16 protein-coding genes are annotated in these 14,245 nt (G+C 47.2%); 8 read left to right on the plus strand and 8 right to left on the minus strand.

Annotated elements, in window-relative coordinates:
* Positions 1–76 precede the first annotated feature (76 nt).
* Positions 77–1,618, minus strand: coding sequence for a methyl-accepting chemotaxis protein (locus D6M16_RS16900; RefSeq protein WP_120512977.1), 1,542 nt, complete (start codon positions 1,616–1,618; stop codon positions 77–79).
* Between the two features lie 401 nt (positions 1,619–2,019).
* On the opposite strand from D6M16_RS16900, the gene D6M16_RS16905 reads away from it, so the two are divergent.
* The 3 genes from D6M16_RS16905 (at position 2,020) to D6M16_RS16915 (ending at position 3,969) form a co-directional block, all read left to right on the plus strand.
* On the plus strand, positions 2,020–2,238 hold the full coding sequence (locus D6M16_RS16905) for a hypothetical protein (RefSeq protein WP_237584112.1): 219 nt from the start codon (positions 2,020–2,022) through the stop codon (positions 2,236–2,238).
* A 204-nt stretch (positions 2,239–2,442) separates the two neighbouring features.
* The gene (locus D6M16_RS16910) at positions 2,443–3,048 is read left to right on the plus strand and encodes a TetR/AcrR family transcriptional regulator (protein WP_120512979.1); all 606 of its coding nucleotides are present in this window, start codon (positions 2,443–2,445) and stop codon (positions 3,046–3,048) included.
* A gap of 51 nt (positions 3,049–3,099) precedes the next feature.
* Complete coding sequence (locus D6M16_RS16915) at positions 3,100–3,969, plus strand: alpha/beta fold hydrolase (protein WP_120512980.1); 870 nt, start codon at positions 3,100–3,102, stop codon at positions 3,967–3,969.
* Here D6M16_RS16915 and D6M16_RS16920 read toward each other — a convergent pair.
* Positions 3,966–4,721, minus strand: coding sequence for a 1-acylglycerol-3-phosphate O-acyltransferase (locus D6M16_RS16920; RefSeq protein WP_120512981.1), 756 nt, complete (start codon positions 4,719–4,721; stop codon positions 3,966–3,968). The genes D6M16_RS16915 and D6M16_RS16920 overlap by 4 nt on opposite strands.
* 331 nt (positions 4,722–5,052) lie before the next feature.
* Between D6M16_RS16920 and D6M16_RS16925 the strand changes: the two genes are divergently transcribed.
* Entirely contained in the window at positions 5,053–5,601 is a 549-nt protein-coding gene (locus D6M16_RS16925) for an NlpC/P60 family protein (protein WP_338048224.1), read from the plus strand.
* Between the two features lie 128 nt (positions 5,602–5,729).
* Positions 5,730–6,248 (plus strand): aminoacyl-tRNA deacylase, encoded by a 519-nt coding sequence (locus D6M16_RS16930; RefSeq protein ID WP_120512982.1) that lies wholly within the window; start codon positions 5,730–5,732, stop codon positions 6,246–6,248.
* Positions 6,249–6,320: 72 nt separating this feature from the next.
* Here the strand turns inward: D6M16_RS16930 and D6M16_RS16935 are convergent, their stop codons facing one another.
* From D6M16_RS16935 to D6M16_RS16945, 3 genes are all read right to left on the minus strand, one after another.
* The gene (locus tag D6M16_RS16935; RefSeq protein WP_120512983.1) at positions 6,321–8,309 is read right to left on the minus strand and encodes a flavohemoglobin expression-modulating QEGLA motif protein; all 1,989 of its coding nucleotides are present in this window, start codon (positions 8,307–8,309) and stop codon (positions 6,321–6,323) included.
* Complete coding sequence (gshB, locus tag D6M16_RS16940) at positions 8,293–9,321, minus strand: glutathione synthase (protein ID WP_120512984.1); 1,029 nt, start codon at positions 9,319–9,321, stop codon at positions 8,293–8,295. Before gshB ends, D6M16_RS16935 begins: the two co-directional genes overlap by 17 nt.
* Before the next feature lie 111 nt (positions 9,322–9,432).
* Entirely contained in the window at positions 9,433–9,801 is a 369-nt protein-coding gene (locus tag D6M16_RS16945; protein WP_338048225.1) for a MaoP family protein, read from the minus strand.
* 161 nt (positions 9,802–9,962) lie between these two features.
* Between D6M16_RS16945 and hdfR the strand changes: the two genes are divergently transcribed.
* Both hdfR and D6M16_RS22315 read left to right on the plus strand, forming a co-directional pair.
* Positions 9,963–10,823 carry an HTH-type transcriptional regulator HdfR gene (gene hdfR, locus D6M16_RS16950; protein ID WP_120512985.1) on the plus strand — a complete coding sequence of 287 codons (861 nt, stop codon included), beginning with the start codon at positions 9,963–9,965 and terminating at the stop codon, positions 10,821–10,823.
* 275 nt (positions 10,824–11,098) lie between these two features.
* Positions 11,099–11,263 carry a hypothetical protein gene (locus tag D6M16_RS22315; protein ID WP_162836569.1) on the plus strand — a complete coding sequence of 55 codons (165 nt, stop codon included), beginning with the start codon at positions 11,099–11,101 and terminating at the stop codon, positions 11,261–11,263.
* 139 nt (positions 11,264–11,402) lie between these two features.
* On the opposite strand, the gene yjjG is transcribed toward D6M16_RS22315, so the two are convergent.
* The 3 genes from yjjG to D6M16_RS16965 all read right to left on the minus strand — a co-directional run bounded on the left by yjjG (position 11,403) and on the right by D6M16_RS16965 (position 13,510).
* On the minus strand, positions 11,403–12,077 hold the full coding sequence (gene yjjG, locus D6M16_RS16955) for a pyrimidine 5'-nucleotidase (RefSeq protein WP_120512986.1): 675 nt from the start codon (positions 12,075–12,077) through the stop codon (positions 11,403–11,405).
* 104 nt (positions 12,078–12,181) lie between these two features.
* Complete coding sequence (locus tag D6M16_RS16960; protein WP_120512987.1) at positions 12,182–12,487, minus strand: hypothetical protein; 306 nt, start codon at positions 12,485–12,487, stop codon at positions 12,182–12,184.
* A gap of 117 nt (positions 12,488–12,604) precedes the next feature.
* Positions 12,605–13,510, minus strand: a complete 906-nt coding sequence (locus tag D6M16_RS16965; RefSeq protein WP_120512988.1) for a chemotaxis protein — start codon at positions 13,508–13,510, stop codon at positions 12,605–12,607.
* A 303-nt stretch (positions 13,511–13,813) separates the two neighbouring features.
* Here D6M16_RS16965 and D6M16_RS22320 point away from each other — a divergent pair, with 303 nt between their 5' ends.
* On the plus strand, positions 13,814–13,990 hold the full coding sequence (locus D6M16_RS22320) for a hypothetical protein (protein ID WP_162941087.1): 177 nt from the start codon (positions 13,814–13,816) through the stop codon (positions 13,988–13,990).
* Positions 13,991–14,245: the final 255 nt, after the last annotated feature.

Below are 14,245 nucleotides of genomic sequence, written 5' to 3' on the forward strand. Positions count from 1 at the left end.
ATGAAAGAGGTGAGCAATGTCGGCGGAGGGGGTAGTGTATCTGACTGGCCTGACAGCCAGACCAGTCAGAAAATGGTTATCTTTCCTCGAAGCGCTCGGCCAGTGCTTCAAAGTCGTCGACTTTGGCTCTGAGTCCGGTGCTTGATTCTTCGACCAGCAGTAACTCTTTAAAGTTCTGCTCTGATGCCGCAGCGATCGAGTGGATGTGTTGGCGGGTATGGTCGGTCAGCTGAACCTGACCTTCTGCCGCCTGCGCCATTTTACGGATCAGCAGATTCATTTCAGCCATGTTGGCTTCCATGGTCTTCAGGCTTTCAGAACCTTCAGCGGCTGTTGAAACACACTGATTGGTCTGATCGCGGTTGCATTCAATAACAGAGCGCCATTCGTTAATTGTATTTAACATGTGCTCAATGCTGTTTTGAATCTGTTCTGTTGCCGTCTGGGTTCGTGATGACAAAGCCCGTACTTCATCGGCAACCACAGCAAAACCACGGCCATGCTCGCCGGCGCGAGCCGCTTCAATTGCCGCATTCAAGGCCAGCAGGTTAGTCTGATCGGCAATGCCGCGAATTTCATCCATCACAGAGCTGACTTTTGCCGCCTCGTTACTTAATTGCAGTGTCGTAGCCGTGGCCTGCTCTGCTTGTGCAGACAGCGTTTGCAGATTTTTCTGAGTGTTATCTAACTGCTCTCGGGTCTGGTCGCTGTAACTTTGGGTGCTAAGCAACAATTGCTCCGATTGATCTGCATGTTGGTTGACCGTTTGTGCGGAGTCAGTCATATCATCCAGAGCATTGGCGACATTGCGTATATTGTCATTCTGATGCCGGATCGCCTGATTGACACGCGTGGCTGTTTCACTCAGTTCCTCAGCAAGCTCCTGAAGAGGATGGGCTGCATCTTTCATTCGGCCTAAAACAGTACGAATTCTTGCAGAGGCCATTTTGAGATGATAATCCGCGACAGAATAAGCACTGTTGCCGGAAAAAATCAGCCGGCTGATACTGTCATAACTTTGCTTGAGATTATTAAGTTGCTGCGGTGTCTGAAATAACTCCTGACGGAAGAAAAGTACCAGCACGAGAAGCGGAAGCAGCGGCAGCAGGGCCGTAAACGACAGGCCAGTTTGCATCAGGCTGTAAATAACCGGCAGCAGGATAGCGGCAGCCAGTAAGCCGTAACGCAAAGAAGCCGGCAGCGAAAGCGACAAATTGGTTTTGCCCTCACTCTGGCGTAACGTTTTGTAAGCCTGACTGGCGGTTTTGATCATGTCGGGGGTGGGTTTTACCCGTACCGATTGGTAACCCACTATTTTACTCTGTTCGTAGATAGGCGTGACGTAAGCGTCGACCCAGTAGTAACCGCCATTCTTGGTCTTGTTTTTGACGATACCCCGCCAGGCGTTACCTTTTTTCAAGTGCATCCACATATCGCCAAATGCCGCTTTGGGCATATCGGCGTGTCGGATAACGTTATGCGGTTTACCCAGTAACTCGTCCTCGGTATAACCGGCAACCTGACAGAAGCAGGGGTTGCAATAGATGATATTGCCTTTGAGATCAGTGGCTGAAACGAGTTGTTCGCCTGCTGGGAAGGTGACTTCACCGTCCTTCATGGTGTGAATGGATATAGCGGACACGTATAACCCTTGTTTTATTAAGATTTTTTATCTGCGAATAAGAGCATAGATGCATTGGGTTTATCAATACTTGGATGGTGAAATACGCTATAACCGCACAAAAAATAATGGATAATAATATTAACAATAAGCAGCAGAATGCAGTGTTTAAATCATAGTGCCGCCTTGTACAGGCAGAACAGGCGTTAATGACACCCTTAGTGATAGGGGCTGCCTCTGATCCATCTGGGGAGTACCTTTACTCAGAATTAACTATATTTATAGTGATAAGAATCTTGGCTGGTGGTGCAAGCATACCCACTTGTTCAATAGATCTGTTCTCTTTAAGACGTAGAGAGGGTTTGACTATGGTTCTGTCTGAATGCCGGGAAATGTTGATGAAGCACACTTTGGTGGAGGCACGGCTAGTCCACGACTTTCTCAGTGCGGGTTGGAGTGTGAATTTTAAAGATGAAGCCGGTAATGATTATCCGCTGACTGATGTTTACGGTATACCCTGCAGTTATGATTCGCTGAAGCAGGCGCAGGATGCTGTCCATGAAGCTGGCGACTGTCCTATTAAAGTTGACAGTCTTTTTCATTTTGCAGAGCGGTAAATGCTCAGTAGTGATACATCATTCGGTGATTTATTCCGTTGTCTTGCCGTGCCTGACCTTGTCATTAAGCGACGGTTAATCAGCGCCTGAAACAGCTGCAGGGCAGTTACAGGCTATGAACAATAGTCTGGTTGGACCTGACTTTTCTTGCATGAAAAAGAACGATCGTGCTTTAATCGCGCTAATGTAATGAAAGGAAGTGCAATGAGCAAAGGGCGGTTAACCCGGGAACACATACTGAGAACGGCATTTGATCTGGCTAGTCGTGATGGTTTAGACAGCCTGACTGTCGGCCAGCTGGCTAAGGCATCAGGGATGTCAAAAAGCGGGCTGTTTGCACATTTCAACTCAAAAGAGAATTTACAGGTCTCTGTATTGCAGTTTGCCGGTGAATACTTTGCTCAGCATGTTATCCAGCCGGCCCGCCTTGCTGGCTGGGAATCAGTCGAAGAAAAAATCAGGTTATTGCTTCAGAACTGGTTAGCCTGGAATCATTCATTTCAGGGCAGCTGTATGTTCATCGACGCCTGGAAAGAAGGCCGCTGCAGCGATGATCCCGTCCAGCAGGAGCTGAACATTATTACTCGTCGCTGGATGGATTATTTGTGTCGTCAGGTTGAGCAGGGGAAGGCATGTGGGGAGTTCCGTACGGATTTAGACACCTGGCAATCTGTATTCCGGCTTTATGGTGCTTACCTCAGCAGTCAGCTCTTTCATTCCTTAGGTCTGGAAGCCAATGGTAACCCGCGATTCTGGACGGATGTGGATCTTATTCTTGCCAGCTGGCGGTCAGACAGCGGACAAGGCTAATCTTTTAAATTTCAAAAAAGCACGTACGTACTTTTTTATGCAGGTTAAATCATGAGCAGCAAAATTTATTTCAACACTAAGGGCGGCGTGAATGTCAGACGCCGCGCAATTAACGTGGCAACCCGTGCCTATCACCGTATTGCTCCTTCTCATGCCCGCAAAACCGCGCGGAACTTGTTGTTAACTCCAGAAAGGTTCGCTGTCAAAACGCAAGCACCTGAGGGGTTGCAACAAAAAGCGATAGAGACATCCGAAGGTAAAATTATGACGTATTCCCTCGGGAGCGGCCCCACATGGCTGCTGGGGCATGGATGGTCCGGATCGGCCAGTCAGTTTTATCCCCTGATGGAACGTATTGCAGCCTCAGGCTTTACCGCACTGGCATTTGACAACCCTGCTCATGGTGCGAGTGAAGGGCAGCACGGACATTTACCCGGGTTTGTCAAAGGGCTGGAAGCTGTATTAGAGCAAGTCGTTGATGGGCTTGCCGGCGTTGTTGCGCACAGCATGGGTTGCACTATGATGCTTGAGAGCAAGCACGCAAAGCTGGCTGGTGTGCCTATGCTGCTGGTCGCTCCCATTCTGAACTACAAAGATAATTTGTACCGTGTGGTTGAGGGCTCGGGCTTTTCACTGCGTTTGTTTCAGGATGTGATTCGTGAAGTTGAGCGTCAGTATCAGTATCCCATTGATAGTGTGGATAGCCACCAACGTCTTGCAGGCCATCAGGGGCACATAGTGATAGTTCACGATAGTGACGATCGTTTTGCATTATTTGAACAGTCGAGAAAAGCGAATGCCCTGCCACGGGTCAGTCTGATTGAGACCAGTGGTCTGGGGCATAACCGTATTCTGAAAAGTGAGCCATTGCTGAGGGCATTTGATGCTTTGAGCAATCAACAGACGCCAGAAACCCATTAACTTGTTTTCGCCACAACTGCCGCTGACTGGGTGTTGAGTGTTGCCACTTCAGCATCCAGTTTCGCTATATGATTTAGCATCATTTCATGACACCGCTCAGCTAATTCCCGGGCATCTTGCATAGTCATTTCTGACGTATCAATCGGATCGAGGTACTCAGCAATCACAGTACCGTTGTCCCGCTGATTCAGATCAATTTTGTTATGGGTACTGCTTACAACCATAGGAACGATTGGCACACCAGCTTCAATGGCCATTCTGAATGCACCGGTTTTAAAAGGCAGCAGACCACGACCTTTGCTTCTGGTGCCTTCAGGATACATCCATACCGACAGGTTGCGAGCGTGAATGGTATCGGCGACTTGTTTTATGGTGTCGCGGGCTTTGGCCTTATTTTCTCTGTCTATCAGAATATTACCTGTGATCCAGTACAGAGGGCCGAAGAAGGGAATCCACAGCAGGCTTTTTTTTCCGATTGAGACGGTTCTCGGCCGCACCATGCCGGGCGAGGTAACAAAGTCAAAAACATTCTGGTGATTAGAGATATAGACGGCACGGTCAACGCCTTTGATCCGCTCTTGCCCTCTTTCGATAATGTGCACATTGACTATTTTTCTCAGTATCTTGAACCAGCAGCTGAAAAAATAGACATGCTTTGGATCTCTGGGGCTGAAAAGACAGTACACCAGAGCAAACAAACAAGTGAAAACAATAAAAAGGGCAGCCAGTAACAGGCGAATGAAAGCGAGCACAACAACTCCTTAAAAAACACTAACTACTTTCTTAGATTAATTCAGCAGAGAAATTTAGCAAAAGTGGCAGAGCTTTTGATATGCAACAAGTCACAAATTTAAAAAGTTAACCAGTTGAAAAGTAATATATAAAAAGTGAACTTGCAGGTTCTGGGAATCAGGCTGTTTTTACATCTTGTTATCCTTGCAATGAAATGAGTGATGAACACACGCATTAGGCGTCACTCAGGGGGTGCTTTAAGATTAACCGGGCAGCACGCCAGACAGTGCATCAGGCTGTGGCTTCATGCATAATCACTTCTTTGTGGTACTTTTTTACGCAGAGGTTGATATGGCAGAAACAAAAAGAGGGGTGGGTTACCGCCATCGACGCCTGATTTTGATGATCACAACGATGGCTGTTTTTAGCCTACTTACTGGCTGCAGTACCACAACGCAAGTGCCAGCGGAAACCCGGGAAATTCATGCCGCGGTTAATCCACTTCCTCAACCACCCCGATCAATTGCCATTAAGCCGCCGACTCCCACGTTTCTTGATGTGTACCAAAGCTGGAAAGGCACGCCTTACCGTTTAGGGGGAAGCTCCAGACGGGGAATTGACTGCTCCGCATTTGTTCAGCTGACCTATTCTGAAGTTTATCGTCAGATGTTGCCCCGCACTACCGCAGAGCAGTCGCAATTGGGTAAGGCTGTCCCCCGCAATAAGGCTAAAAAAGGGGATCTGGTATTTTTCAGAACAGGGCGGAGCATGCGCCATGTCGGCATCTATCTGGGGAATAATGAATTTCTCCATGCATCCACGTCACAGGGAGTGGTTGTGTCCAGCCTGAACACTCCGTATTGGCAACGGGCATTTTGGCAGATTCGTCGTATCCAGTAAGTTTGTTCGCCTGCCTTTACAATCACCCATGAAATTTATGGGTGTGAAGTTCGCAAAATTGCCGCACCCCTTTCATACTTTGGCTGTAGGGCGTTAAGCCCGAGCACTGGATTTCCAGGAGGTGATTTATGGCGATGGCTATGACAGTTGGGCAATTCCTCAACAGCCATAATGTGGATTTCAGTCTGACGCACCACAGGCATACCGATACATCATTCAGTTCGGCGGTCTCTGCACATGTTCCTACTTCCCAAGTGGCGAAAGCCGTTTTGCTTAAGGATCAGCAGGGTGATTACCTGATGGCCGTAGTGCCTTCTAACCGCAGGGTAATGATTGATAAAATTAATCGCATAATGGGTAAGCAGTTCTTTTTGGTGGGTGAGCATGAGTTAACCCAGATCTTTCAGGACTGCGAACCAGGCGCGGTTCCTTCATTGGGACAAGCTTATAAAATCAACATGCTGGTGGATGATTTACTGCTTGAACAGGATGAACTGTATATCGAATCGGGTGATCATGAAAATCTGATCCACCTTGATAACAAGCAGTTCCATAAAGTGATGCGAGATGTGCCACACAGAAACATATCAGGTTATCGGATGTTGTTTACCCAGGAGCATGACGGTCGTCATTGGGAGTGGGAATAAATGCCGGAATGAAAAGCCTGTAAATAAAGATGCGCTTACCAATGACGGAAGCGCATCTTTTTTATAAGCCTGTTAATTGATGCAGTTAAGCATGAAGTTAATGATGGGATCGGTGTCCGTCTTCATGTTGAGTGCTTTTGGCAGGTACTGAGGTGGCTGCAAAATGTCTCGTTCTATCAGTTCATCAAGCAATGGCTTAAACTCAAAGCCTGTTTTACCAATGAAAAGCGAGGTCAGGTCTGTTTCTTTGTGTAACCTGAGCGCGTCTTTCAAACCGCGAAGGTACAAATAGTCTTTGGTAAAACCACCGCCACGGTATGCACGGGTTGTGATGGTAAACGCAGTGTCATTGGACAGGCCGTAATCAAACTTCAGCGTATTGAAGGTTTCATTAAAGCTGCGTTTATTAACCATCATATCAACCGCAACGACACGTAACGCCAGGGTTTTTAACCGGTGTAACGGGAAATTGCCCGACAGGTGCTCGCACAGAATCGCCAGACCTTCCTGCGTGTGCGTATTGCCTGGCAAGCCAAGCTGCAACACTTTGAGCGGCTGGGCTTCTGCATTCACGCTGGTCACCATGTGTACGCCCATTTCGTGATGAATAAGCGCAAACAGATCAGAAGGCGTGAACCGGCTGTTCAGGTTGATCTTTACGGTACGGCCACTCACCATGGCTCGAGCAATCAGCTTGGTCGTGCCCTGAACTTTACAGCTGAAGCCGTAATCGTCGGCCGCTTCATTGAACGCAATAACCGCTTCTTCTGCACTGATGGTCGCGTTTTCGGGCTCAGCATATTCTCTGGCATGCAAAATGAAGTTGGCATTAGCGATATCGCTCTCATCTGGCCGGCCATAATAGCGGAGTGAATTGTACAGAAACTCTTCGTGGCCCAGACTGGTCAACAGATCAATACGAACAGCCAGCTGATCGATGACTTTACGGTACATCGACTGAATACCCGCATCCCGAATGTCCTCTACCGGCAGACGATACAATTGTTCGCGAAATTTATAGGGATCCAGATCTAACTGACGGTAGGTAAATTGCGGATGATAGACGTCGCGGTTATGTAAAAACCGGCGTTTTTCTTGCTTCAGGTTGATCGGATTAATGTAACTGAGCGTATTCAGGCCACGGGCAAATTTGTACAGCTGGCGGTCCAGCAGAACAACTTCCTTTGGCAGTTTTGAGTCCAGCACATGGGCGTTCTGGCGTCGACGGGCAGGTTGCTGTGTACGGTTTTGCATGACAAAAGCAGCATGGCCGGTCAGGGTATCTTTTAATTCTGTTTTCAACTGCTCAATGACTAACGGATAACTTTCACCACCTGTTTCATTCATATACACCTTCTTGATCTCAATGGGTAAGATGAGGGTGCGGGAGAAATTATCTCGAACAAAAGTCGCCTGATATCCCATACCCTGAAAAACAAGATTTTCGCCAGCGGTAACCGCCTGGTTCGGTAGTTGGATCTGTCCTAGCCTGCTTAGCAGGTCATTGACCTCGGCTCGCCAGGCTTTGCGATCAACCTGCGCCGTCCCCAAATTAAATGTCGGACAAGGCTGTGTTATGCGCTCATGATTATATGAGTGCATGTCATATATTACACAGTAGCCGAACTTGCGCTCAAGAGACGTGATCAGTGCACGAAAAATGCGGTAATAACAAGCATGCTTTGCCAGAGAAACCTGCTTTTCTGAATCTGTCAGTTTCGCATGCCAGACATCTTTTCCCCAGGCCTGCTGATAGATACAGGTTTCCGGACTGCGGTTAAGGTCGTACTCGTATCGAGAGTCTTCACCTTGCAGCACAATAGGCAGGGAAGTGATGAAATCACCAGTGTAAGGATCTTCTTCGTAGTATCTTTCGCTCTCTGAAAGGTGGCATTTTGCCACCAGTTCAGGACGTAACCGACTGCCGTTGTGAATGGCTGTTGCGACAATCGGCTGGTACTCGGTTATGCGAATGGTGACACTGCCGTCAGCTAACTGTCCTTCAAAAGGAATGTGCTGTTGGATCAATGTCAGCACATCTTGCTCAGTTAGTTGACGCATCTTCGATAACCTGGCGGAATTTATTTTTACGAGCAATACTGATGTCTTTGGCTTTAACAACGCTCTCGACGAAATCAATCACTTCACGCTGAAGCTTGGTGCGGTTCAGACGATTGATACGGGTAATACCACCAGGGCTAAGTACATTGACTTCAACCAATTTGCCATTGATGACATCCAGGCCTACAAAGTAAAGGCCGTCACGCACCAGTTTCGGGCCGATATGGCGGCACAGACGCAATTCCTGTTTCGTCAGGGCGTGCTTGACTTCCTGACCACCGGCGTGAATGTTTGAGCGAACGTCATCTTTGGCCGGCACACGCTTCATCGCACCAATAGGCTCGCCGTTCAGCATCATGATTCGCACATCGCCTTTTTCTGCGCCTTCGATGTAGTCCTGTAAAATCACATAGTTGTGGTCGTCACCGATATAAAAGTCAAGCAATGAGCGCACGCTGGATTTGGCGCTTTTCTCAACCAGAATAACGCCTTTACCGCCATAACCGTTCAGTGGTTTCATGATCATGCGATCATTAGGGTTCTCTTCCAGAACGCGCTCAAGATATTCACGGTTTTTCGACACGTGTGTAACGGGAATGAACTCGCGGTTAGGATCCGGCAAAGAAGCGGTATAGAGCTTGTTGTTGGCAACACGCAGGCCGTCGATGTCATTGAAAATGAAAGTATCGTCACGTACTGAGTCCAGGAAGTTGAGCGCCATGGTATCCAGCGGCGGGTTTGCTCGCATGATGATGGCGTCAAATCCAGCCAGCGGCAGCTCTGCTTTGCGAAACTCCGCTTTGCGGTAAAAGCTCGGCACATTGTTAGACACTGTCGACTTTTTAAGTACCCGACAAAAAGCGATAGCCATGCTGTCACGCATAGTCAGGTTACTAGGGGTAGTCAGAGCGACAGTATGGCCGCGACTGGCAACTTCATGGATCAAACGCAGAGTAGAGTCTGTTTCAGGCTCTACTCTGCTCCATGGGTACATTACGAAGCAAATTTTCATTTCAATTAACCAATTTATTGCCCGGTTTATCAGGCAAAAAAGAAAAGAGCCATGCGCGGTTTGCGTATGGCTCGGTAAAGCATCTTGCTATGGCGATAAATGACGGATTAATTAAAAATCCATGTCGTCATCGCTACCGCCATCATCGCTATCATCGTCAAAGCTGCTTGCTGATGATTTGCGAGGTGAGTTACACAAGGTGTAGCTACGTGTTTTGGTAGAAGTTTGTTTCAGGTACTTAACCCAGCACTTAGCAAAGTCTGAAGAGATTTCCTGTTGTCCTGTTATTTCAGCAAAAAACTGCTCTTCTTCCGGTGTTTCAGGCTTGAGTAAACCATCGTGGATGCCACGCATGGTTCTGCCATAACTTTCCAAAATGCTGGCTTCACCCACAGTGAAGACACCGGAGCGGTTAAAACCGCGTGGGAAATTTTTATCGTCGTAAAATTTACCTACATTTCTCATCTGATCACCTGCCATGTGAGATTTTCGCAGATATTCTTTCAGGTTTGTCGAGTTGTAAATCAAAGCTTTTTCGTCGTAACGATAAAACTTTTTGATGATAATGGGGGGAGGGGCAGTGTACTATCGCTAAGGGGATATATGCCCAGAGTCCCACTCTTCAATATGTAGGTTTACTTGTGGACACCGAACTACTCAGAACATTTCTAGAAGTGACGAAAACACGTCATTTTGGCCGTGCTGCCGATAACTTATACTTGACTCAGTCTGCGGTCAGTTTCCGGATACGCCAGCTGGAATCCCAGTTAGGTAATGCTTTATTCTCACGCCAACGCGGTAACGTTCACCTGACTGCGGCCGGTGAACGTCTTCAGCCGTATGCAGAAGCAATCTTGCAGACATGGAGCAGGGCGCGTCAGGATGTGGCATTGTCCGACTCACGCAATAATCAGATCACACTGGGCGCTTCTGCTTTAGTATGGGAGTTTGATGGCCTGTCAGACTGGATCAGCCGTATTTATGGTGCGATTCCAGAATTGGCGCTGCGGCTGGAAACTGTTCCCCGTCAGGCTCAGGCCAAGCAAATACTGAATAAAAGCGTTGATGTGGTCATTACCAGTGAGCCACCCAAAATTGACGATCTGATGGTAAATAAAGTCAGGGATTATCAGTTGCAACTGGTTTGTCATCAGTCTGACTGCAGTATGTCTGACATCAAAGACTTTCCTTTAATTTATCTGGACTGGGGGACGCGGTTTGCTGTTGATCACAGTCGGATCAATGAACTGCAGAAGACACCTATCTTACATACGCATTCCAGTAAGATGGCATTAGAGCACTTATTGAACAATGGCGGAGTAGGCTATTTGCCTTCACCAGTTATTGCGCACAGTGTTGAGTCCGGTGAGCTGCACCTTGTTAACAACGCCCCGGTTATGGAGCAGTCTTTGTACCTAGTCTGGCGCGATGACAATGAAAAAGTTGAGCTGCTGAACAGCTTGCTGGATGTCGCGTTCAGTGAAGTCAGTGAGCGTGTATAGGCTTATTTCTATGAGCAGAATTTTTTGTTGTCTTGATTAAAATATCTTGTTGTACAGAGATTCGGGCTTTGCATTAGTCTCGCTGCTGAAGGGGTCGGTTCAGTACACTTAATCGCTGTTTTGGCTATGTACGGCGAGAGGACTGACCACCTGACTGTAACACTAAGCATTTGTGTATTTCTGAATCGTTACCCTATGCTTAGTGGTGATGGTTTGCCGCTAATGGCAGCCTATATACTCAATGTTTTTATCTGGTTGTGTGTCAGGAAACAAGCATGGCAAAGTTAGATGAGAAGTTCCGCAAAGGGTCTAAGTCCAAATTCAAGAGTGACTTTAACGATGACTTTTTAGATTACAATCAGCAGGCGCGGAAGAAAAAACGCCGATCAACGCGTCAGCGTCAGGACAGCGGTGAGTACATCGATTTCGACTACGAATAATTACTGCTTTTTTGACTACATAGCCCCCCAGTTTGGGTAGCCAGACATGAAAAGCGCACTTATCGGTGCGCTTTGTTATATCAGACAGGCAACAATCCTTTCGCTATTGATTCCCCGCCGTTATTTATAGTCACTACATTTAGTTGAATAAAAGAGTAGTCAGCTCATCCAAATGGCGCACTGTGTAGCTGGGCCTGATTCCCTCAGGGGCTTGCGCATCGTGGTGGTTTAGCCAGCAAGTATCCATTCCGGCTTTTATGCCGCCCAGAATATCTGAATGCGGATTGTCTCCTACCATCAGTACTGTATTCGGCGCAGGATTGCCAATCGCATTGATGGCATAGTCAAAAATGACAGGGGACGGTTTGGCGGCGCCCACTTTTTCCGAAATAATCAAAGTTGAAAAATAATGCTCCACGCCGGTTCTTTGCAGGCGAATGTCCTGCAGCTCAGTAAAACCGTTGGTGATGATGCCCATTTTCACGTGAGGGTTGAGGCGTTCAAGCAGAGTGGCGGCACCCGGTAAAAGAGAGCAGGTGTCTGCCATGGCTTCAAGAAATGCGCTGTTCAGGGTTGCGGTTGTTACGCCAAGCTGCTGCGCCCAGAACTCAAAACGCTGATGCTTCAGTTGCTGTGCGTCTATATCACCGTTTTGGTAGTCAACCCAAAGAGGTTGATTGACACGCTGATACTCGGAGAAATGCTCTTGCGTGAAATCGACCTCAAAGCGTGAAAACATCAGCTTAAGGCCACGATAAGCATCAAAGTGAAAAAGAGTTTCGTCGGCATCAAACAGAATCCACTGGTATTTCATACATTAAGCCTTTGAAGTTGCAGAGGCACACATACTACTCTTTTAGCGCTTCGCCAACAAAAGGAAATGGGAAAACCAGTGGAAACACATTGTTGACTGTAAGTTTACGCTGCCAGCTGATCCTTCATCATACCTGCTGGCTCGTTGTAGAGTTTGATGACCAGCGTCAGGGTTTCCTTATTGATGTCTTCTTTGATGGTATCAATGGCATAGTATTGCCCGTTCTTATTTTTAAGTGATTTATTGATAAGCTGGGCTATGCTGTCGTCGATATCACCTTTGATTTCAATTGTTTCAATAAGCTGGAAATGCCCGTGGTTTGCTTCGTCAGGAGAGAGCAGTTCTGGATTGGCAAAAGCAGTAGTGGAAGTGGTTAGCATAATGGCACTGAATACAATGCGCTTGAACATGGTGTTAATCCGTTACTGATAGCTGAAGAAAACTGGTTGCGGCAACTGTGCCATAGCTGCCGCACTGAATGTCAGTTTTTTGTTAGTTCGGACTAAACGGTGTAATTTTTTTGAACTTCAGCTAACATTACTTTCCTGGTGGTGGTGCGCACCGCGAAGCATGGCATGGATTAACTCATTGGCTTCAAATTTGGTCAGCGCTTCATGAGCACCCACCTGATGTGCCTGGGAGACACTTATCTCACTGGACAGTGAGGTATGGAGAATGATGTAAGTCCCTGTGAGCTTTGAATTATTTTGCACCTCAAAGGCTAATTCATAACCATCTAAGCCTGGCATCTCAATATCGCTGACAAGAATCTCAAACGGTTGGCCTGCATCGGCAGCCTGATTCAGCATTCTCAGTGCATCTGTCCCTGTGGTGGCTATATGATAGGGGATGCTGACGCTGTCCATTGCCTGACAGAGTTGACGCCGTGCAACGGCCGAATCATCGACCAGAAGGATTTTAAGTGGTCTAAGCGTTTCTCGCTGAACATCCGTTAATACCGGGTGCAGGCTTTCAGGTGAGTCAGGAAAGACTTTAGAAAGTAACAATTCAATATCAAGCAGTTGAACGAGCTGATTCTCTATATTGGTGACGCCGGTAACAAAGATGTTTCTGCCAAGGGATGGCGGCGGTGCATCGATATTATGCCAGTTACATTCAGTGATTTTATCTATGCCACGTACCAGAAACCCGACCAGCTTACGTCGGCAATCAGTAATAATGATGTAGCATTTCTTTAGTTCTTCCTGTGTCAACGCCGGGTAGCCGATAGCTTTAGCCATGTCGATGACAGGAAGCGTATCGCCGCGCAGGCTGGCTGCGCCTAATACCGTTGGATGGGACTGCGGAATGGCTGTCAATGGCGTAAAGGGCACGATTTCTTTTACTTTTAATGTGCCAATGGCAAATAGTTGTCGGGAATTCAGCCTGAACAGCAGCATCCCCTGAGATTGATTCGTTGCGGTTTTGAGCATTGCAGCTTCCCTTAATCCACTTGTCGGATTGCCTCATGTCTGCACAGAGGAAGACAAGAAATGTATTCCGATTATAGTAGCTTGAGCGCCAGGCAAAAGGAATTCATCATATTGATTTTATTCTTAGTACTGGAAATTAGAGGCCGATCCAGCTTTTACCGGCTGGCTCTGAAACTGAGTATGTGCGGCTTGAAAGCCACCTAATGCTTCTATTGAAGCTATAGTTAAAGTCACAGAGAGGCTTCAGGGAAAGGGACACATCAGGGACGGGTTATCAAGTAGGCTACAGAGATAGGTACGGTTATGGAATTACGTAATAGATCTGGTGATATCGCCCATCTGGCGGATAACCTGACATTGAAAGAAATTGTCGATATGGGCTTCTCTATCGACCTGTGTGATGAAAATTACGATCCTAATGAGCACTGGACAATTAAGCGTTCTCGTCAGACAAAAGAAAGCGAGTATCCTGCCAGCTAACGGGTTGTCAGCCAGAGCTGCCTCGCTCTGGCTCTTTATTTTATGTCTTCGCGAACTCAGAATTATCCGCAGTCTTATCAGCAGGATTACGGCTGGCTGTTTGATTCCAAACTATTGTGCAGAGAAACTGACTGAATATGATTGCAAGTCGTCTGATAGCCAGTTAATCTTTGGGAGATGAAAATAATTATCTTCACTCTTATTCTATCTATTCGTTGGTGGCGCTCTTAACAGAGCGGCGCTGAATACTTACGT

Origin of the sequence: Photobacterium salinisoli (genome assembly GCF_003614885.1) — a bacterium.
Classification (GTDB): domain Bacteria; phylum Pseudomonadota; class Gammaproteobacteria; order Enterobacterales; family Vibrionaceae; genus Photobacterium; species Photobacterium salinisoli.